This is a genomic window from Bacillus pumilus (genome assembly GCF_009937765.1).
GTDB lineage: Bacteria > Bacillota > Bacilli > Bacillales > Bacillaceae > Bacillus > Bacillus pumilus_O.
The window spans coordinates 1163955-1186978 of the sequence record NZ_CP047089.1; the positions used below are offsets into that span (position 1 = coordinate 1163955).

4 protein-coding genes are annotated in these 23024 nt (G+C 45.4%); all 4 read left to right on the forward strand.

Annotated elements, in window-relative coordinates:
- Positions 1-18: 18 nt before the first annotated feature.
- The 4 genes from GPS65_RS05680 to GPS65_RS05695 all read left to right on the forward strand — a co-directional run bounded on the left by GPS65_RS05680 (position 19) and on the right by GPS65_RS05695 (position 23002).
- Entirely contained in the window at positions 19-3852 is a 3834-nt protein-coding gene (locus tag GPS65_RS05680) for a non-ribosomal peptide synthetase (RefSeq protein ID WP_161985362.1), read from the forward strand.
- 63 nt (positions 3853-3915) lie between these two features.
- A complete protein-coding gene (locus tag GPS65_RS05685) occupies positions 3916-14046 on the forward strand; it encodes a non-ribosomal peptide synthetase (protein WP_161985364.1) in 10131 nt (3376 codons plus the stop codon).
- A gap of 13 nt (positions 14047-14059) precedes the next feature.
- Entirely contained in the window at positions 14060-22255 is an 8196-nt protein-coding gene (locus GPS65_RS05690) for a non-ribosomal peptide synthetase (protein ID WP_161985365.1), read from the forward strand.
- Positions 22256-22261: 6 nt separating this feature from the next.
- On the forward strand, positions 22262-23002 hold the full coding sequence (locus GPS65_RS05695; RefSeq protein ID WP_012008891.1) for a thioesterase II family protein: 741 nt from the start codon (positions 22262-22264) through the stop codon (positions 23000-23002).
- Positions 23003-23024 lie beyond the last annotated feature (22 nt).

The following is a 23024-nucleotide window of genomic DNA, read 5'->3' on the forward strand; positions in this document are numbered from 1 at the left end:
GAAGGGAGGATGAAATAGATGAGTTCATTTAAAAGGGATCAAGTTCAAGATATGTATTATCTGTCACCGATGCAAGAAGGCATGCTGTTTCATACCCTCCATCACCAAGAAAAGGGCTTTTATGTAGAGCAAATGGACATGAATGTAAAGGGCACACTGCGTCATGACTTACTTGAGAAAAGCATGAATGTCATCGTGGAGCGGTACGATATTTTTCGTACCGTATTTCTCCACGAAAAAGTGAAGCGTCCTGTCCAAGTGGTACTGAAGAAACGCCCTTTTACGCTTGATGTGGTGGACATGCAGGATCTTTCTGAAGACGAACAACTTGTACGTATTGAGACATTTAAACAACAAGATCAGCTGAGAGGATTTGACCTTTCGAAGGATGCACTCATGCGGGCAACTGTTTTCCAAACGAGCCCTACAAGCTATCGCTGGATATGGAGCTATCACCATATTCTTCTTGATGGCTGGTGCTTTGGGCTTGTGGTGCAGGAGTTATTTGCGATGTATCATGCCCTTTTGCATGACATCCCTTACAAACTGGAACCGGTTAAGCCGTACAAAGAATATATTCAATGGCTTGAAAAACAAGATAAACAAGCATCACTTCAATACTGGCAGCAATCATTAGCCGGGTTTGACGTACAATCCACCTTTAAAGAACAAAGAAAACAAACGAATGAACATGAATTAGGCGAAATGGAATGGTCGATGAGTAAGGAAGAAACGGCTGCTTTATCAGCGTTAGCATTCCAGCAAAATGCGACGTTAAGCAGTGTTCTTCAATCAGTCTGGTCAATTTTATTGAGCAGATATCAACGTTCAAATGATGTGCTGTTTGGCACGGTTGTGTCGGGGCGTCCGGCAGATTTGGCTGGCGTTGATAAAATGGTTGGCTTGTTCATCAATGTCATCCCAAGAAGAATTCAGCTGACAGATGACATGACATTCCGTACTCTTCTATCAGAAACGCAGCAGCAGTCTCTTGCGGCCGAGCCGCATCAATATATTCCGATTTATGATATTCAGGCAGAGACAGGTCATCAGCCACTCATTGATCATATCGTCGTGTTTGAAAACGTCCCGACCGCAAAGAAGGACGAGCAAGAGGCGCGATTAGGATTTACTGTGGAAAATATGAATGTGTATGAAAAATCGAACTATGATCTCAATTTGCTGGCATCACCAGGAGAACAATTGCAATTAAAGCTTGCCTTTAACAAAAAAGCATTTGATTCTCAATTTGTTCAACGGTTAAAGGAACAGCTAAGTCTACTGATGAGTGAGGCGATCAAGCATCCTGACCAATCGGTTCATACACTTACACTTGTCACGAAACAAGAAAAGCAGCTCATTCTTGAGGAGTGGAATGCGTCTGAGCTTGAGCATGACCAGCTATATTTGTCGAAATGGTTTGAGCATAATGTCCGCAAACAGCCGAATGCGGTCGCATTATCAGCAGGTGAGCACACGATGACATATGCGGAGCTGAATGAACAAGCCAACCGATTGGCAAGACATATGCAAAAAAATGGGGTCACGCATCAAACGGTCATCGCCATAATAGCTGACCGCACGTCTGAACTGATTGTCAGTCTACTTGCTGTCTTAAAAGCAGGTGCAATCTATGTGCCAATTGATCCCGATTATCCAGAAAGCCGCATTCAATACATGCTTAAAGACAGCGGGGCAACGCATCTTCTGACTCACTCATCCTTTATCAGTCAGGTGAAAGCACTTGCGTTTGATGGTACGTATCTGTTTGCAGATGATCAAGAAATTTCACTAATGAGCTCAGAGAATTTGCCGCTTGAAGCAGGCTTACACGATACGGCTTACATCATGTATACATCCGGTACAACAGGTCAGCCAAAGGGCATCATGACGACCCATTCCAATATTGCCAGGGTGGTCAAAAATACGAACTACTTAACCATTTCAGAAACAGATACACTGCTGTCCCTATCCAACAGCGTATTTGATGGCTTTACATTTGATGTGTATGGCGCACTATTAAACGGAGCGAAGCTTGTCTTGCCGAAAAAAGAGACCATTTTAAACATGGGCGAGCTGACGGGATTGATTAAAAGAGAAAACATTTCTGTCATGTTTGTTCCGACAGCATTATTTAATCTCCTCGTTGATGAAAACACCGACTGGATGCGCAGTGTGCGCAAAGTGCTGTTCGGAGGAGAGCGGGCATCGGTACAGCATGTGAGGAAAGCCTTTGCTGTCATGGGGAAAGGCAGACTCATCAATGTGTACGGTCCAACCGAATCAACAGTATTCGCTACTTATTATCCAGTCGATGAGGCTCTGCCGATGGACATGCGTTCGATTCCAATCGGAAAGCCGCTCAACCAAACGGGTGCTTATATACTGAGTCAGCACAGGCAGCTTCAGCCGATTGGAATGGTCGGAGAGCTTTGTCTGAGCGGCAAAGGACTTGCGAAGGGGTATTTGAATCGTCCTGATCTGACAAAACAAGCTTTTATTACGCATCCATTCGCTGCGAGAGAAAGGCTGTATTGTACAGGAGACTTGGCTTATTTTCGAGCGGACGGTTTGATTGAGTATGCAGGCAGAGTCGATGATCAGGTGAAAATTCGCGGTCACCGCATTGAACTGACAGAAATTGAAGCCCACCTTCTCATGCATCCAGGTGTCAAACAAGCGGCTCTTATAGCTGATCAGCTTAACACGCAGCATACAAGGCTGCTCGCTTATATGACGTGTGAGGAGGAGTGGAAGGACAAACTCGATGTGATCAAGTCAGGATTAAAGGAAAAACTTCCGGCTTACATGCAGCCTCATGAACTGATCAGGCTTGAGAAAATGCCACTTACGCCAAATGGAAAGGTTGATAAACGTCAGCTACCAAAGCCAGAGGTCCCTCAAGGAAACCATCATTTGAAGCTTCCAGTAAATGAAGTAGAACAAAAGCTGATTGTGATGTGGCAGGAAGTGCTTGAACGAGAAAATATCAGCACAGATGACCATTTCTTTGAGATTGGCGGGCATTCATTAAAAGCGATGTCGCTTTTATCTAAGGTGTCGAAGGAATTCGATGTTCAGGTGCCTATTCACTTGATGTTTGAGACGCCTACCATTGAAGCAATCAGCCGTTATATTCAACAGCAGGATCAGGAAGCCGCAGGCTATCTTGTATTCAATGAATCTCAAACGCCAACAGTCTTTGCTCTACCGCCATTACCAGGCTATGGCTTTATCTATCAGGAAGCCGCAAAAACGCTCGATGATGTTCGTTTGATCGCCTTTGACTTTATTGAAGCTGATCACCGAATCACACAATACGTTCAGCATATCCAGCACCTTCAGCCTGAAGGACCGCTGACTTTGATGGGTTACTCAGGCGGGTGCTACCTAGCCTTTGAGCTTGTTCAATCACTCGAACAAGCAGGGCGGACCGTCGAAAAGGTCATCATGATCGATTCCTATATGAAAATAGGAGAAAGCGATTTAGAAGGACGATCCATTGATGACGATATCGCAGCGATCGTCCATCAGTCGAAGCAAAGTGAACTGGCCCAAGCAGAGCTCATTCAAGAAGCACTTGCTCAAAAAACGAGGGCTTACTATGAAACTTTTGTTAAGGGGGTGAATCAAGGAGAGATACAAGCAGACATTGATTTCATCCAATCCGAAGAAAACATTGCGATACCAGAATGGATGGATCACTGGGAAGCTGCGACGACCGGCGCTTATCGACAATATCAAGGCTATGGTCAGCATGCGGACATGTTCAAAAACAAAGAATGTGCTGCCCGAAATGCACAGCTCATTAATGAAATCGTCCATCATAAAAATAGAGAAACAGTCTTGTAAACTTTAGATGAGGCAGGGGTGCACACTGGTAGCCCTGCCTGCCAAAAAAGGGAAGGAACTCATATGAAACCATCAATCATTAATCAATCGAATGTACATGAATCAATGGATACGATTTTACAAGATGTACAGAAAACCATTTTACAAACCAACGAAATCGAACGCTTCGCTGTTTTTTCTCGTGAAAAAACCATTCGACCTCGGCCATATCACCTCTCTCATTTATTTCTAGACCATCACATGGAGCAGGAGGCCGCAGTTGAATGGAAACAGACGCAAATGGCTTCACCTGCTTTAGCAGACATGCCCCCAGCCATTTCCTATGGAGGGGATATAGATGTTCGTGCAGGAGCTCAAACCTTGCAGGACGCTCTAACTGAGGCAGCCAAAACAACAAATGGACTGACTTATATCATCAATAGTGAAAATGAACTCACGCAATCCTATTCGCAGTTAAAGGAGGATGCCGAACGAGTTCTGACGGGCTTAAGGGCACTAGGCCTTAAGCCAGGAGATCCTGTGTTCTTTCAATTTTCATCGAATCATGCAATGGTCATAGCTTTTTGGGCATGTGTATTAGGCGGATTTGTCCCAACACTTGTATCTGCAGCCCCGACCTATCGGGAAATGAATGCCTCAGTGAAGAAGCTTCATCACGCTTGGAACCTGCTGGAGCATCCGCTCATTCTCACGGATGACTCGCTGATTGATGAGGTGCAAGGATTAGCTTTACTGTGGCATACAGATCAATTACGTGTTGCAGCCGTTGAACCAATGCTTACTTTAGAAAGAGATCTAGAAGCACATCCAGTCATGCCCGATGATTCTGTCTTTTTTATCTTAACGTCTGGAAGTACGGGGATGCCCAAATGCGTAGAGCATTCTCATAGAAGTGTGTTAGCGAATGTCAAAGGAACAGTGGCAGCCAATGGGTTTACACAAGATGACGTCTCATTAGACTGGATGCCATTAGATCATATTGGCGGCATTGTCATGTTCCATCTTGTCAATGTGTATACAGGCTGTGAGCAAATTCGGGCAAGAACAGATGACTTCATCGCTCAGCCGCTGCGCTGGCTTGACTGGATGGACCGTTATCGTGCAACGAAGACATGGGCACCTAACTTCGCATTTGCGATGATCAATGATTATGAGAAAGACATTTCTTCAGGATCTTGGGATCTTTCTGCTATGACTTGTATGATCAATGGGGCAGAAGCCGTCGTACCGAAGACAATCCACCGGTTTTTACACTTGCTTGCTCCGCACGGTTTAAAAGGAGACGTCATCAGACCGGCATTCGGCATGTCAGAAATCTCATCAGCCGTTGTTTTCTCTTTTGCGATTGAGCGGGGAAATGAAAACAGCGGGGTTCTGACCTTTGAGGAAACGTCACTGACAGAGCAGTTAAGACCAGCGGAGGCACGCGAAACTGGAACCGTCAGCTTTACAGAGCTGGGGAAACCGATTCCGGGTATCACAATTCGTATCGTCAACCATGAGCATGAGCTTCTTCCGGAAGATCATATTGGTAGCGTACAAATCAAAGGGCCGACGACAATGAAGGGCTATTACAAGAATGACGAAGCGAATCAAGAGGTTTTTCAAACAGAGGGCTGGTTCCACACGGGCGATTTAGGATTTCTGCATGAAGGAAGGCTGACATTAACCGGTAGAGAAAAAGACATGATCATCATCAACGGGAAAAATTATCACAACTATGAAATTGAAGCCATGGCAGAGGAAGTACCCGGCGTAGAAACAACCTTTGTGGCAGCTTGCTCCGTGCGAATGGAGGCATCTGCATCCGATGAACTGATTCTCTTTTTTACACCGAAGTTGTATGAGCCTGCTTATATCATGAGGGCTAGTCAGCACATGAAAACCCATATTGCGACAAAAATGGGTCTTTATGCATCGAAGGTTATTCCTGTCCAGAAGCATGCCTTTCCGAAAACAAGCTCTGGAAAAATAGAAAGGGCACAGCTCAAGACCAGGTGGCAGGAAGGTGAATTCGACGAAATCATCAAGGAACTGGATATCAGACTTGAAAATGAACATACCTTGCCTGATTGGAGTTATCAAAAGAAGTGGACACCCGCTCCGCTTCATAAAACTGAAAAGCAAACAGCAGGAGATACAGTGATCTTTGCAGATGCATTAGGGCTGGCAGATCAATTGAAATCCCTCTCAAACAATGAACAAACCTATATTACGGTTGAACCGGGTCAAGCATTCACACAACTCACACATACTCACTTCATCATCCACCCGAATCGGCCGTCAGATTACGAACAACTCTTTGAGACGCTCCGTTCGTATGGCGTTTCGGTGAAACAAATCATTCACCTTTGGAACTACACAAAAAAGGAAGACATACTTCAAGCGGCATTGGCGAAGGAAGCGCAGAAAATGGGCAGCATGAGTGCATTATATACAACAAAAGCGATGGCCGCTTATGAGGAACCTGTAGAGATTACCTTTGTCTCCGCTCATGCGATGAATTTACCAGAAGATCAAACACATCATGTGGAAAAAGCAACGACAGCGGGATTGATGACAGCTGTACAGCATGAATGGCCGTTTATCAAGGTGCGATGTCTTGATTTTTCTCTAACAGAACCGGCTGACCATTCCCATGCATCAGCGATTATGACAGAGCTTACTCAAGACACAAGCTATCAAGTGGCTGCTTACCGCGAAGGTGTTCGTTATATTCCTCTTTTAACGCCGCTTCATCTGGAAAGAGAGCAAAAGAGGAAGACGCCGCCATTTGAATCCTCCGGGCTTTACGTGCTGACAGGCGGGCTTGGCGGAATAGGACGAATGCTAAGTGAAGATCTTCTGACATCCTATCAAGCGCATCTCGTGTTGCTTGGAAGAAAGGCACGAGAAGCGTTAACTGCGGATCAGCAAGACATATTGACCTCACTTGAGAAACAAGCGGAAAAACGCGGCGGCACTGTTCATTATGAAGAAGTGGAATTGACGGATGCAAAAGCACTTGAAGCCCTGATCTCAAGACAAGAGGTGGCTCATGAAAAAAGGCTGCATGGCGTGATTCATTTTGCTGGCATCATTCAAGAAGAGCTGCTTGCTGACATGACGTCTGTGTCCTTACATGCGATGTACGAAGCAAAGGTATATGGCACGATTGCCCTTCATGAAGCGGCTTCTAAACGGCAGAATGTCTTATTTCTTTCTAGCTCATCAGCACGAACGTTAAAGGGCGGGATGACCGTAGGCGCTTATTGCGCTGCCAATGAGTTCGTTGAACAATTTGCTCATTATCAGAAGCTGACATCTACCGTGAAGCCGTACTGCTTTAGCTTTAGCATGTGGGATGAAACCGGCATGAGCGAGGGTTCGATGATCAAAGGCATCTTAAAAGAAAGAGGCTATCTTCCGATTCCGAAGCGAGCGGGCTTGCAGACGATGCTGGCATGTTTAATGACAGATGCACCTCTCATTTATATGGGATTAGATCGGTCGAAGCAGGATATTCAAGAGATGCTTCATGCGGAGGATCGAACAGAGAAAGCGGTGTATGTCTTTTTCAAAACCGACAAAACAAAAGCCATTGAAGAACGGCTGTATCAATCCATTTATACGTCTTTGCAGTCTCATCTATCTGGTGAATATTCCGTCCATCTATTTCCTGAGGAATACTGGAAAGAATCAGAGGATGGCATGCCTGATGAAGCATATTTCAAAGCACTCATTGAGGAAAGTGGACAGGATGCCGAGGACAGAGCGCCTCAAACGGAGACGGAGAAACGATTGGCAAGCATTTGGTCCGAGCTGCTTGATGTCTCGAATGTCAGCTGCGGTGATCATTTCTTTTTACTCGGGGGTCATTCGCTCAAGGCAACACAAATGCTGTCTGCGGTGAGACAAAGAATGGGATTTGATGTGCCGCTCGCTGTTCTTTTTGAGCATACGAGACTGGGGGAACTAGCGTCATGGATTGATTCGCATGCAAAAGTGGATAAAGCGGTACAAATGCGGAAAATAGCAAAGGGTCAGGAGATTCCGATGTCCTATGCCCAGCAAAGACAGTGGTTTCTCTATCAATTACAGCCTGATCTGCCGTTTTACAATAATACCATTTCCTTTCGGATGAATGGAATTTTAGATGTGAAGGTGCTTCAGCGCAGTCTTCAGCAAATGGTGCAAAGGCATGAGTCGCTTAGAACGTCCTTTACTATGAGCGGCGATGAACCAGTACAGGTCATCCATGAGCATATGACCCTTCCAGAGCTTGAAGTGGAGGATCTATCAGATCTGACATCTCAGGAAGAAAAAGAACAAAAAGCGGCTGAATGGGCGAAAAGAGAGGCAAGCACACCTTTCCGCTTAGAGCATGATCCGCTCTTTCGCGCGAAACTGATTCGATTGTCGGAAAGAGATCATTTGCTGCTGATGTCCATTCACCACATTGTGTCAGATGGCTGGTCGGTTGGGATTGCCGCAAGAGAGCTGTCTGAATGGTATACAGCGATGATCGACCGGCGAGAACCTGATCTTTTACCACTGCCGATTCAATATGCGGATTACGCTTTATGGCAGAAGGAATATTTGACTGGAGAGACGCTGGAGAAGCAGCTTTCCTATTGGAAAGAGCAATTTGCAGTCCCTGTCGAAGATTTGGTTTTGCCGTATGACTACCCGCGGCCAGCCGTTCAATCCTACAAGGGAAAAACGAAAAAATACGACCTATCGAAGTCGCTATCAGATCAGCTTGCTGAGCTTTCTAAAAAAACCGACAGTACCCTTTATATGACGCTACTGACCGCCTTTTCTACATTGCTGCACCGTTTGTCTTCACAGGATGAGTTTGTGATTGGATCAGTCATTGCTGGGAGAAATCGGACGGAGATGGAGCATCTCATCGGATTTTTCGTGAATACACTGGCTCTTCGGATTGATCATAGCGGGAACCCTGCTTTCACTGAATTATTAGAACGGGTGAAAGACACAACTATGGGCGCCTATGCGCATCAGGATGTGCCGTTTGAAATGGTCGTAGATGAGCTGGATATTGTACGTGAGGCTGGCAAACAGCCGCTGTTTCAGGTCATGTTTGTTTTGCAAAATCTACCGCTTGAGGCTTCTCCGATGGGGGAAGCGACATCTGTTTTAGCCATTGAAGATAACGATACCGCCAAATTCGATCTATCTCTGTTTGTTTTTGAAGGAGCAGAGGGTCTTCAATTAAAACTGGAGTATGATGTGGACTTATTTTCTGACGATACGATGGACCGGTTCCTTCGGTATTACGAGCAGTTGCTTGAGTGTATTTGCGAACATCCATCACAGCCGATTAAACAAATGAATTACCTGCCAGAAAAAGAGAAGCATCAACTGCTCTATGAATGGGGTGGTAAAACAGATCAGCCTGCAGGTTCGCTTCTCATCACGGAACGGTTTGAAGCGCAGGTGAGAAAGTCACCTGAAGCCATCGCTCTCGAATTCGGGGGAGTGCAGTGGACGTATCGCGTGTTACAAGAGAAAGTCGACCGGCTTGCGGCCTCCCTACAGCAGAGAGGTGTGACGCCGCATGAACCAGTAGGGCTGCTCATCGACAGGTCGCCTGAAATGGTCCTTGGGGTGCTGGCGATTGTGAAAGCAGGAGGCGCCTACGTGCCGATTGATCCCGAATATCCAGATGCACGCATTGATTATATGCTGAGGGATACAGGGATTCAGCTGTTACTGACAAAAAATGAATGGCTGAAAAAGGTATCCATTAGTCAAACCGAAATCATTTGTCTTGATGAAGGATATGAAGAATTTTTATCAGAAGCAGAGCTCATACCTGCTGCCCTAAAATCTGATGGACTCGCTTATATCAATTACACTTCAGGATCAACTGGACAGCCAAAAGGGGTTTTAATTCCGCATCAAGCAGTCATCCGGCTAGTGTGTGAAACAGATTATGTCACCCTTGACGAACATACACGCATTTTACAAATGGCTAGCTTCTCCTTTGATGCCTTTACGTATGAAATATGGGGAGCTCTATTAAACGGGGGAAGGCTGATTCTCACCGATCGACATACGGTTTTATCAATGGATACACTGGCTGACACGCTGACATCATACAAGATCACAACAGGATTTCTAACAGTACCGCTGTTCAACCGATTGACAGAGGAGCATCCAGAAGCTTTATCTGGATTCGATGCATTATTGGTCGGTGGTGATGCGCTCTCAGCTGCTCATATTCGTAAGGCACTGCCGTATTTACCTGAAGGGCTTTTAAACGGCTATGGACCAACTGAAAATACGACGTTCTCTTGTGTGCATCATATTTGTTCATTAGACGAAGGGCAGACGACCGTTCCTATCGGTCGGCCAATTGCTTATTCACAAGCCTATGTATTAGACGACCAGCTGCAGCCAGTTCCGCAAGGTGTCATTGGAGAGATTTATGTTGGCGGAACAGGGCTCGCACTAGGTTATCTTGGAGATGAAGAAAAAACATCGCAATCATTTATCCCGCATCCTTTTCATAAAGGAGCGCGTTTATATAAAACAGGTGATATGGGCCGCTGGCTCCCAAATGGCATCATCGACTGCCTCGGAAGAATCGATCATCAAGTGAAAATACGCGGACATCGCGTCGAATGCGGCGAAATTGAAGCCACTATGCTGAGTGTTGAAGATATCTTAGAATGTGCGGTCATTCCGCATCAGCACGAGAGTGGTCATAAGCGGCTCATCGGTTACTTTGTCCAAAAAGGTACCTGGACCCAGCAAGACCTTCGCCGAAAATTAAAAGATAGATTGCCAGATTATATGGTACCGAGCCTATTCATAGAGCTCGAGGAACTGCCGCTCACGCCAAACGGTAAGGTAGATCAAAAGCGTCTCCCGCCGCCCGTGTGGAGACAGGAAGAAGCCGAAAAACCGACAGATCAAGCGCTCAGTAAGGAAGAACGAGTGCTGAAAAAAGTGTGGACTCAGCTTCTTGGCACTCCTTCAATCGGTGTTCATGATAACTACTTTGAGCTTGGCGGAGATTCTATTATTGTCATACAAATGGTGGCACGCCTAGCACAGGAAGGCTATATCATACAGCCGAGAGATGTATTTGAAAAACAGACCATTTCACAGCTGGCACACGCTATGAAAAAAGCAGATGTGTCTGTGTCTTATGATCAATCACCTGTTACGGGAGATGCACGTCTGCTTCCAATCCAATCTTGGTTCTTTGAGCAATCGATGACAAATCAAGATTATTGGAATCTATCAGCGCATATTAAATTCAAGCAATCTATACAACCCGAACAGTTAACGCAAGTTCTTTCAAAGCTTGTCGATCATCACGATATGCTAAGAGCCATTTATACAAAAGATGTAGATGGCACATGGATTCAAACCATTCGTGCGCCTGGCATTATTCCTTGTGTCACTTTCTTTGATTTGGCGGATGTTTCTCACGAGGAAGCACTAGAGCAAATCCGCATGGAGACAAGCGCATGTCAAGGAACATTGTCATTAGAGCGGGGAGAAGTGATCAAAGCCATTCTTTTTCAGACAAGTGATTGCACGTCTGAACTCTTCATCGCAGCCCACCATCTTGTGATGGATGGAATATCGTGGCGCATCATACAGGAAGATATCTTAAACGGGTTGAAGCAGGTTGCGGCAGGGCAGGAGATCATGCTTGCAAAGAAAACCGCTTCTTATCAGCAGTGGGCAGAGGCACTTGATCAATATGCACAAACCGATCAATTACTAGAGCAGGTTCCGTTTTGGGAAAAGATCATCGATCACGAGGAAGAAGGTTCTCCTTTTCAAACGCCTGCGCTTTTCAATATAGAAGAACATGCAGAGATCCTGACTGTTCAATTGACGAAGGACCAAACAGACATATTACTAAGGCATGCATCACAAGCGTACCGAACAGAAGTGAACGATTTACTCTTATCAGGACTTGTGCAAGCGATTGGAAAGCCACTACTGATCACGCTAGAAGGGCACGGACGCGAGGATTTATTTGAACAGATGGATTTGTCACGGACAGTCGGCTGGTTTACAAGCTCTTATCCTATTTTCATTCCTTTTATTCAAACCGATGTTGAGAGACAAATTAAAGATGTCAAAGAAACCTTAAGAGCTGTGCCGCAAAAGGGGATCGGCTATGGCTTACTCCAATACATGACCGCATCACGTTTACTTAAAACGGTAGCGCCGCAGGTGAGCTTTAATTACCTTGGACAGCTAGATCAAATAGATGGTGAGGCAAATCTGTATATAGCTGATGAGCGAAATGGACATGTGCATGATCCAAAAGCAGAAAGACAGCAATTGATCGATGTGTATGGATACGTTATCGGTGGTCAGCTTCAGATGAATTTTATGATCAATCGTGAACTGCTTCAGGAGGAAGAGGTGCGTCAGTTACCTGAACGATTTAAAGAAAAAATGGAGGACATTCTGACGCATTGTGTAGAGGCAAAAGGCGGCTTTACGCCATCTGATTTTCCAATGGTCCAGCTGACGCAAAAGCAAATAGATGAGCTTCCAGACAATGTGGTAGATGTGTATCCACTATCTCCGATGCAGCAAGGGATGCTGTTTCATGCACTGTTAGATCAAGCATCACAGGCGTATTTTGGTCAGGTGCATATGACACTCGAAGGCTTAACGGACGGCAAAGCCTATGAAAAAGCATGGAATTTGCTTGTGGAACGTCATTCGATTTTACGGACAAGATTTGCTTGGGAGGGGCTAAAGGAGCCTGTCCAATTGATTCAATCAGAAGGAAGCCTTCACCTCACTCAGCACGATGTGCGCCACCTGAGTGAAAGGGATCAGAAGAAAACCATTGAGCAGTATTTACAAACCGATCGTTCAAAGGATTTCGAATTAGAAAATGCGGCTGAACCGCTCATTCGTATCGCTTTATTCAACCGTGATGAGAAAACATGTACGTTTGTTTTTAGCTTTCATCATATTTTAATTGATGGCTGGAGCCTGTTTGGCTTGATTGAGGAATCCCTTTCAATATATCGCTCGCTTGTGGATGAACGAGAGATCAATCTTCCTGCTGTGCGTCCATATAAAGATTTTATTGATTGGCTGCAAAAGCAAGATCAAGAGAAGGCACAAGAGTTCTGGAAACATTACATGTCAGGAGTAGGGGAAGCCACACCACTACCAGGAGACGGAGAGCAAGCTTCGGATGAAGGAGCAGGTATTGATCAGATTAGTATCAAACTGACGCCTGAAATGCAGCAGAAGCTGGAGAAAATGACAGGGACACAGAAGGTCACGATGAGCACGCTGATTCAGGCGGCATGGGGTCTGCTCTTGCACCTTCATTCAGGCTCAGAGGATGTCGTGTTCGGTGTCACAGTATCTGGCCGGCCTGCGGACTTAAAAGAGGTTGAAAGCATGACAGGGCTCTTTATTAACACTTTGCCGCTTCGTTTGCCGATCACACCAGACAGAACCATTGCCGAGCTTCTGACCCAAACGCAGGAAACAGTTTTTCACATGCGAGAGTTCGAGTATACCGTACTCCCAGATATTCAGCAGATGACCCAAATTCCGAATGGAGAATCATTGTTTCATAGCATTGTCGTGTTTGAAAACTACCCGATAGAATCAGTGGAGCCTTATGGTGTACGGATCTTAGATATAGCCAGTCATGAAGAAACAAACTATGACTTGACCCTTGTGGCTGTCCCTGGAGATACGCTGGAGCTTCGGGTCACATACCGCTTCAATCAATATAAAGAAAAACAAATACAATCGCTGATGCAGCAGCTGATCCACACACTTGAAGCCATGACAGAACAAGTGGAGACACCACTCTCTTCCTTCACGATCGTGACAAATGAAGAAAAAGGGCGGATGATCACCGATTGGGCGAAAAATGCACAAGTCAGCGTGCTGTATCCAGATCAAGAAGAGGTCTACTCAGCTGTGCATGATCCTTCGTGTGAGACAGAAATCTATGTCCTGAGCGAGGAGCATCAGCTCATGCCGGTAGGGTTCCCTGGAGATATTTTTATCGGTGCAGAGGATATCAAGGCACTATGCGGAGAGCTTGCCGATTGGATGGAGACGCATAAAATTCAACATCCATTCAAACATCAAACAGGCGAATACCTATATCCGACAGGGGATGTCGGCGTTTGGACTGAAAAAAACAAGATTCAGATTTTGGATTGGGTGTAGGGGGAGAAGAACGATGTTAATGAGTAGAAGAAAAGGACTTGCAGCAAATCATATCGTCAGAATCAACGGAAAACGAATTGATCTTAAAGCATTAGAACAGGTCATGATGCTTCATTTTCCGCTAAAGGAATGTGCATTCATCCCGAAGAAAAATGAAGAAGGCAGCCTCTCGCTTGTGCTATTTGCACAGGCGAAGGACCCTTCGCTGACAAGAGAGGATCTGATGACAGGCGTACTTCATCCTGATGAAGTGCCCGCCGCTCTCGTCTTATTACCTTCCTTGCCAAGGACAGAAAGTGGAGCGGTCGATACAGAAGCACTGCTTTCGATTGACATCATTGATGAAGAGAGTTTGAGAAAGATAGAAGATCGTACGAAAGCTATAGATGGAGTAGAGGAAGCGGCTGCTCTCATAGAAAGTCAGACAGAAAAACAAACGCCTTATCACCTAGATGATCTGTTTCCTAATCGGCAGCGGGCGCAAGAGAATGTATCGATCTCAAAGGACGATGCGGGCGAAACAAAGCAAGCATCCGTCCATGAAAAGCCGCCTGCACTTGTGTATGGCGGGGATGTCATCAAAAACCAAGGCACACCTGTCACACTGACAGAGGTGCTAATTCGATCAGCCTTTATGTCACCTGATCGCGGGGTAACCTATATTATAGAAGGCGGGCACACGTTGACCCAAACTTATCCTGAGTTACTCACAAACGCAGAACGCGTGCTGTCTGGTTTAAGGAAAGCAGGGCTGACAAACGGCGATCAAGTGTTACTCCAATTGAAAGATCATCAAGATTTCATCACTGCGTTTTGGGGCTGTATTCTCGGTGGCATCATTCCGACTCCAGTCTCTGTACCGCCTGTTTATGATGAAACGAATCAAGCTGTGAACAAGCTGAAAGGCGTGTTTCAGCTGCAAAATGAACCGTTCATTATGACGAATGAAGCAAGTGCTGAGGACATTGCTGGGCTGCGTGAGGCGTTTGAGGCAAAAAACATGCCCATTTTAACAATCGAAACATTGCTCTCGTGTGTGCCGGATGAACAGCATTATGAGCCAGAGCCGGATGAGCCTGTGCTTCAGCTGCTCTCTTCAGGAAGTACGGGTGTGCCAAAGTGTATCCGTCACAACCATCAAAGTATTTTATCTAGAATCATTTCCTTTGAGCAGACAAATGGCTTTACGCATGAGGATGTGTCGCTTAACTGGATGCCGCTTGATCATGTAGGAGGCATTGTCATGTTTCATGTACATGATGTCTACTTTGGCTGCCAGCAGATTAGTCCATCCATCGATCAATTTATCGAGCGGCCGATGGTGTGGCTGGATTGGATAGAAACATACGGCGTCACAAGGACATGGGCACCGAATTTTGCTTTTGCGATGATGAATGAATATGAGGACGACATTCGCAAAGGGAGCTGGGATCTCTCCACACTGACGTATATCATGAATGCAGCCGAAGCGGTTGTGCCAAAAGTGACGCAGCGCTTCATGCATATGATGGGGCAGCACGGATTAAGCCGTCATGCGATGGTGCCGGCGTACGGTATGTCTGAAACATCCTCAGCCATTGTCCAATCTAAGAAATTTATGAGGCATGGTGATCAAGATGGACAGCTGACGATTGATCAGACTTCGTTAACAAGTGAAATTCAATACGTAGCACAAGATCATCCGCACAAAATGACGTTTACAGAAGTCGGTGCACCGATTCCGTCTGTATGGATTCGGATTGTAGACGAGCATCATCATGTGCTGCCAGAAGATCAGGTTGGACGATTGCAGGTGAAGAGTCCGACGATTATGATGGGCTATGATCAAAATGAGGAAGCCAATCAAGAGGTATTTGCGGAAAATGGCTGGTTTCACACTGGGGATTTAGGATTTATTCACGAAGGGCGTCTTGTTCTGACAGGTCGAGAAAAGGACATCATCGTCATCAATGGAGCCAACTATTTGAATTATGAAATTGAAGCAGTTGTGGAAGAGGTGGACGGAGTTGAAGTCACTTTTGCCGCTGCGTACGGCATCTACAATCCCGAATCAAGCAATGACACGCTTGCTGTCTTCTTTGTCACACAAAAGGATTCGCTAGAGGAACAAGTCACGATGATTCAGCAAATTAGAGAGGCTATCATCCGTAAAATTGGCATAGAGCCCGATCACATCATCCCAGTGAAAAAAGACCAATTTCCGAAAACAGAAAGCGGAAAGATCCAGCGTGCTCAGTTAGGCGCGGCACTAAAAGAGGGTGTGTTCCGTGACATTGAAAGGGCACTGGACCTTGCTTCTGAAAATGAACAAACACTGCCAGATTGGTTTTTTAAACGCACTTGGGCAAAGGAGCATATTGGTCCGACTCATCCTGCTGCTGATCATATACTCGTTTTCGAGGATGAAAAAGGGCTATACCAATCACTTTACGCCCAATTCGAACAAAGAAATCAGCCCTATGTTTCTGTGAAAAAAGGACATGAATTCTTGCGTCTGTCTAAAGGGATGTACCAGATGAACCCGAGAATCAAGGGGGATTACGTCAGGCTTGTTGCAGCACTTGAAGCAGATGAATTAAAGACAGGGCGCATACTCCACATGTGGAATGTGACAGACAAAGAAGCCATCGTTGAGCCTGCGCAGTTTACAGAAATGCATGCCAGATCCAATCAATCGATTTTGTACTTGTATCAAGCATGGAGGCAAGAAAACAAAGAGCCTGTCCGGCTTGTTGTCGTAACAAAGGGTGGTCAATTTGTGAATGCTGAAGACGATCTTCATGTGGAGAAAACGTCGCTCGTTGGTTTGTTAAAAACCATCCCGCAAGAATGGGAAGGAGCAGAAGTGTCGCATATTGATATTGAAGCGGAGCAAGTGGAACAAGATGCAAAGCATATTGCTGATGAGCTGTCGGCGATTCATATCAAAGCAGAGGTGGCATACCGAAAAGGGGATAGGCTCGTACCAAAGCTGGAAAAAGTCGAGATGATGAACGTATCTCAAACAGAAGGATTTTTAAAATATGAAGGACTGTATTTGCTGACTGGAGGACTTGGTGGTATTGGATTTGAACTGTCTAAGCAGATGCTCCAATTTGGCTTAAAGCTTGTCTTGATTGGAAGGACTTCTCTGGAAGACAACATTGAAAAGAAAGAAGAATTCTCACAGCTAAAAGACCTCGGTGACGTCATCTATGTCCAAGCGGATGTGACGAATTTAGCTGACGTGGAGCGCACGATTTACAAAGCAGAAAAACATTTCGGTCAAACCATCAGGGGTGTGCTGCATTTAGCTGGAGCAGGCAATGTGTCAGAGCATTTTCAGCAGGCAGATAAGTATACATTGGCTCATACGTCAGAAGAGGATTTTACAAAGGAACTGTCAGGGAAAGCGGACGGAGCGTTTGTCCTGCAGGAAGCCTTCAAGCATGACCCGACAGTACCACTCGTCTTTTTTGGATCAGTAAATGGATTTTTTGGCGGTACAACATTCGGGGCTTACTCTGCCGCCAATAGCTTTTTAGATGGGCTTGCACACACGCTCACCTTTAAAGAAGGGAGACGGGCGATCTCTTTAAACTTTAGTATGTGGGATAATCTCGGTTTGTCTAAGGGACATACCGGCGCAGCCCTTACCGTCCGCAAGGGATTTCAATTGATTGGAAAGAAGCAAGGTCTCCATTCATTCTGTCTAGGTGCTCGGCTGAATGAAGCGCATCTATTTATCGGCCTAGACGGAGCCAATCCAGAAATCGCTGCGTATGTTCAGCCAGCGCAAATCCCGACTTTTGAGAAGAAGCTTCTTTACACGGCGATGCCTGGAAAAGAAGTGCATGTTGAAGAAATCGGAAACATAACAAAAGATGGCTGGGATATTCAGCAAGTACAGGAAATACCGAAAAGACAAGATGGGTCTATTGATCATGAAGCCCTCAAGCTGAATCATCACAAACATGGACAATCCTTTGAAAAGCAATTGCCAGAAACGGAAACAGAGCAGGTGCTTGCTACCATTTGGGAGGACATTTTAGACGTTGATCGTGTGTACAAAGAGGATCAATTCTTTGATCTTGGCGGACATTCATTAAAGGCGACTCAAACCATTTCAAGGATCAATCATGAGTTTTCAATCAAAGCGCCTTTAAAAATATTATTTGAAAGCAAGCATTTGGCACATTTGGCGCAAATGGTTGATGACATCAAAGGGGCACCCGTTGTTCAGGAAGCCAAGATTCCAAAGCTGGAAAAGCGAACAAGCTATGAGCTGTCACATGCTCAGAAACGTATTTGGTTCTTATCCACATTGGAAAAGAGTCATCATTACAATATATTAGGTGCTTGGAAGCTGACAGGACAACTGCACATTCAAGCGTTAACAAAAGCGATTGGTCTCTTAACGAAACGTCATGAAGCACTGCGCGCAACCTTTCAATCGCTTGGCGGCAAGCCGGTTCAAATAATACGTGAAGACCTTCCGCCATCCGTCACAGTTGCGAACTTCTCATTATTTAATGAAAAAACAAGAAAGAGAAGGCTCAAGCAGCTTATTCAGCAAGAAGCGAACCGCATGTATGATTTGGAAAGAGGACCTCTTGCGCAGTGGACGATTGTGGATATGGGCAATGAAGAATGTTATCTTCTTTGCGCGCAGCATCATATCATTTCAGATGCATGGTCGCTCAGTCTGCTCATTCAGGAATTAGAAGTGGCTTATGACGGGCTGCTTGTAGATGAAGCGCCGCAGCTCCCAGCACTGGAAATCGAGTGGACCGATTATGTTCATTGGGAAAATGAGCAAGTAACGCATCATCAAACAGACCAATCCTATTGGCTCAAGACATTACAAGGTGAACTTCCAGTGCTAGAGCTGCCGTTTGACCGTCCTCGTCCGCCAGTTCAAACATTTAACGGCGCTACAGAGCAAATCGTCTTGGAAGATACGCTTATTCGCCGTTTGCAAGCTTTGTCCAAACAGCAGGGCACAACGCTGTTTATGACGATGCTGTCGGCGTACTACGTCCTGCTTCACAAGCTGTCTGGGCAGACAGATATCATCATTGGCTCGCCGATCGCAGGGCGAGATGCCGAGCAATCAGAGAAGCTTGTTGGAATGTTTGTGAATACACTCGCGCTGAGACAGGATATCTCCACAGCAGCTACGTTTGCTGATGTCATGGAAAACGTGAAAGAGATGACATTAAAAGCATTTGAGCATCAGCGCTATCCATTTGACAAGCTTGTCGATGATCTTTCTTTAGATAGAGATTTAAGTCGATCGCCTATTTTCCAAGTGGCGATGGGGTATGTAACAGATTCGCTCAATATCAATCTCAAAGGGCTGACAAGTGAACATGTGATGGTTCATCATACAGTGTCTAAGTTTGATCTCACCTTACATGTATTTGAACAGGGAGAGAAGCTGTCGATCCATGTGGAATACAATACAGATTTATTTGATCAAGAAACCATTCATCGTTATATGAATTATTATCTTCGTTTGCTAGATGGTATGACAGCTCAGCCTGAACGTACATTTTCTGATTATTGCTTAATGGACAAAGCGGAACAGGCTGCGATGATCATTGGGAAAAACCAAACGGCTACGCCTTATCCAAAGCGCACCATTCAAGAGCTGTTTGAAGAACAGGTGCAGCGTGATCCGCACCGCATTGCCTTGTCTTATTTGGAAGAGTCCATGACGTATCAAGAGTTGGATGAGAAGGCAACAAAGCTTGCTGCTTACTTGCAGTCAAAAGGAGTTGGACCAGGTTCACTTGTACCGATGCTCTTTGATCGTTCCTTTGACATGATTGTTTCAGTGCTAGGCATCGTCAAATCTGGTGCTGCATATGTTCCGATGTCACCAGAATATCCAGATGCGCGAATCCGCCTCATTGTCCGTGATACACAAAGTGATGTGATCATCACTCAGTCTCATTTAATAGAGCGTTTAGGAGACTTTACAGGTACAAAGATTGACATGGACAAGCCACTACTAGAAACTGATGCAGGGTATCAAAGAGAACAATCAATCATTGGAGAAGACCAGTTAGCCTATGTCAACTACACATCAGGCTCAACAAGTACACCAAAAGGCGTTATGCTCCCCCATGCAGGAGTTGTCCGTCTAGTGAGAGAAACAAATTATATGAAACTAGGTCCAGATGATAAAATGCTTCAGCTCTCAAACTATGCTTTTGATGCCTTTACATTTGAGTTGTGGGGTATGCTCCTGAATGGCGGTCAGCTCATTCTGATTCCGAAATATGCCGCGCTGAATATGGATGAATTATCACGGCTGATCAAAGCGCATGAAGTGACAGCCAACTGTCTGCCAACCGCTTTATTCAATCGGCTGGTAGAGCACGATCCAACAAGTGTAGCAGGCTACCGTACATTACTCGTTGGCGGAGAAGCGATGTCCAGTGAGCATGCACGAAAGGCACTGCCGCATATGAAAGGTGTATTGATCAATGCTTACGGTCCTACAGAAAACACGACCCTAGCTACAACACACCAAGTCACGCACGTACCAGAGGGAGCAAGGTCAGTTCCAATTGGTGTCCCAGTATCGAATTCAACTGTCGTCATACTAGATGATGCGCTCAATCCAGTGCCAGCAGGCGTCAAAGGAGAAATTTATATCGGCGGCACAGGTCTGGCAAAAGGTTACCTTCATGATCCAGGGCGGACGCAGGAACGGTTTATAGACAATCCATTCCCTGAACTAGAGGGAGAAAGGCTGTATCGTTCAGGGGATCTTGGTACATGGCGTTCAGATGGCACCATTGAATATCTCGGCCGAAAAGACAACCTCGTGAAAATTAGAGGCTACCGGATTGAATGTGGAGAAATAGAGACAGCTCTCCTCAAGCATCCACAAGTAAAAGAGTGTACAGTCATCGCCAAAACGTATGGCAGCTCAAAACGGCTGGCAGCCTACCTTGTCACAGACGGAGAGAATCCTACTCCAGGCTGGAAAGCATTTTTACAGGAAAGCCTGCCAGGTTACATGATTCCAAGTTACTTTATTGTAATGGACGAAATACCAGTCACAACAAACGGAAAGGTTGATCAAAAAGCACTGCCAGACCCAGCAGAAACGATCTCTCTTTCTCAAAGGGATGACAAACCAGTCACCGAAACGCAGGAACAAATTGTCACAGCCTTCAAGGAAGTACTTGGTGTCAAACAAGTAGGCATACATGACTCATTCTTTGATTTAGGCGGCGATTCAATTATGAGTATCCAAGCCGTTGCCAAATTAAAAGAACAGGGGATTCGGGTTGATCCAAAATGGATCTTCATGCATCCAGCACCGGCTCAGCTAGCCGCACATGTAGACGCAATGCCTGAGGCTGCGGAGCACGTCGAAAGGTCTCCAAAGGACTACGTGATTGAGCTGAAAAAAGGCGATCCAGCCGAGCCAAGGATTTTCTTTGCACCGCCTGCCGGTGGAACGGTAATGGGCTATATCGATGTGGCTAAGCTGATGACCCATCAAGGCGCTGTGTACGCCGTGCAATCTCCTGGCTTATATGAGGATGAAGAACCGCAATTCTTTCATTACACAGAGCTTGTGTCCATATTTGTTGAAGCCATTGAGACCTTCTATCGACCTGGTGTCGACTATCTAGCAGGTCATTCAATGGGCGGGCATCTTGCTTACGGAATGAATCAGCGGCTCTGCCATGCAGGAAAAGCGCCGAAAGGACTCATCATTTTAGATACGGTCCCAGTGTTAAGAGATGAGGCAGATCAGGCGCTCCATGCGGATATGAACGAAGAAGAAGTGAAAATGCTTGCGCTTGTCCTTGGAATGGGAAATCTCGTCGGTGTCCAGCCAGAAGCATTACAAGGGCTGAGCTTCCAAGAAGTGAAGCAAAGAATACTAAAAGAGGCAGAAAAGGATGAAGTGGTTCATCAATTTATGAATGATCAGTATTTAGATAAATATTTGCAAATGCAAACGCATAATACGATCATGTCACAAGCCATTGAATTAGAAAAAGAACCATTCAATGTGCCGTTTTATATTGTACAAAGCAGTGATCACGCCATTGATTTCCAAAAGAAGTTCTCAGATTGGGAGGCTTATACGAAAGGATCGTGCTCGTATTATCACATCAAAGGAGACCATGTCACCATGATGAAAAGGCCGCAGGCAGATGAACTGGCACGAATTCTTCAAACGATGATAAAGGGGTAAGAACGTATGAATCATTTATTTAAAACCTTTGAAAAAAAATCAGATCTTATTCAACTTATTTGTTTTCCTTTTGCAGGCGGTTATTCCGCCTCGTACCGCCCGCTTTTTGAACAACTAAAAGGCACTGCCGAAGTCACAGCAGCAGAGCCCCCAGGTCATGGAACCAATCTCATGCCGCTCGAAACGAGCATTGACCGATTGGCTGAGCTATACAAAGAAGGGCTCATGGGCAACCTGAACCGTCCATTTATCCTGTTTGGACATTCCATGGGAGGACTTGTCGTGTATAGATTGACGCAGCTATTAGAAAGGGAAGGGGTTTATCCTGTAGCAGTCGTGATTTCGGCTATTCAGCCGCCGCAAACAAAACGACAGATCCTGACCCATTTATCGAATGAAGCATTTGTTCAGCATATTGCCGAAATGGGCGGGATACCAAAGGAATTATTAGAAAACAAACCAATGATGGATTACTTTACGCCGTCCTTACGTGCAGACTATCAGGCGCTGGAAACCTTCCAGCACAAAGATCAATCCATCATCGAAACACCCGTTTATTTATTCAATGGAACACAAGATGAAAAATGCATGCAAGATGCAAACGGTTGGCTGCCATGGGCAAAAACCATCGAACGCATCAATTTCGAAGGGGGGCACATGTATATCAACACACACCTCGAATCCTTCGCAGAACAGATGAGACTTGTGATCGATCTTGCAGGCAAACAACAATTCATAAAACATTAAAAGAAAGCGGTCCTCCTTAAAG

What these genes read in the sequence shown, in the direction of transcription:
- GPS65_RS05695 (WP_012008891.1), top strand. Translation starts at nt 22,262, where the DNA reads ATGAATCATTTATTTAAAACCTTTGAAAAAAAATCAGATCTTATTCAA.
- GPS65_RS05690 (WP_161985365.1), top strand. Translation starts at nt 14,060, where the DNA reads ATGTTAATGAGTAGAAGAAAAGGACTTGCAGCAAATCATATCGTCAGA.
- GPS65_RS05685 (WP_161985364.1), top strand. Translation starts at nt 3,916, where the DNA reads ATGAAACCATCAATCATTAATCAATCGAATGTACATGAATCAATGGAT.
- GPS65_RS05680 (WP_161985362.1), top strand. Translation starts at nt 19, where the DNA reads ATGAGTTCATTTAAAAGGGATCAAGTTCAAGATATGTATTATCTGTCA.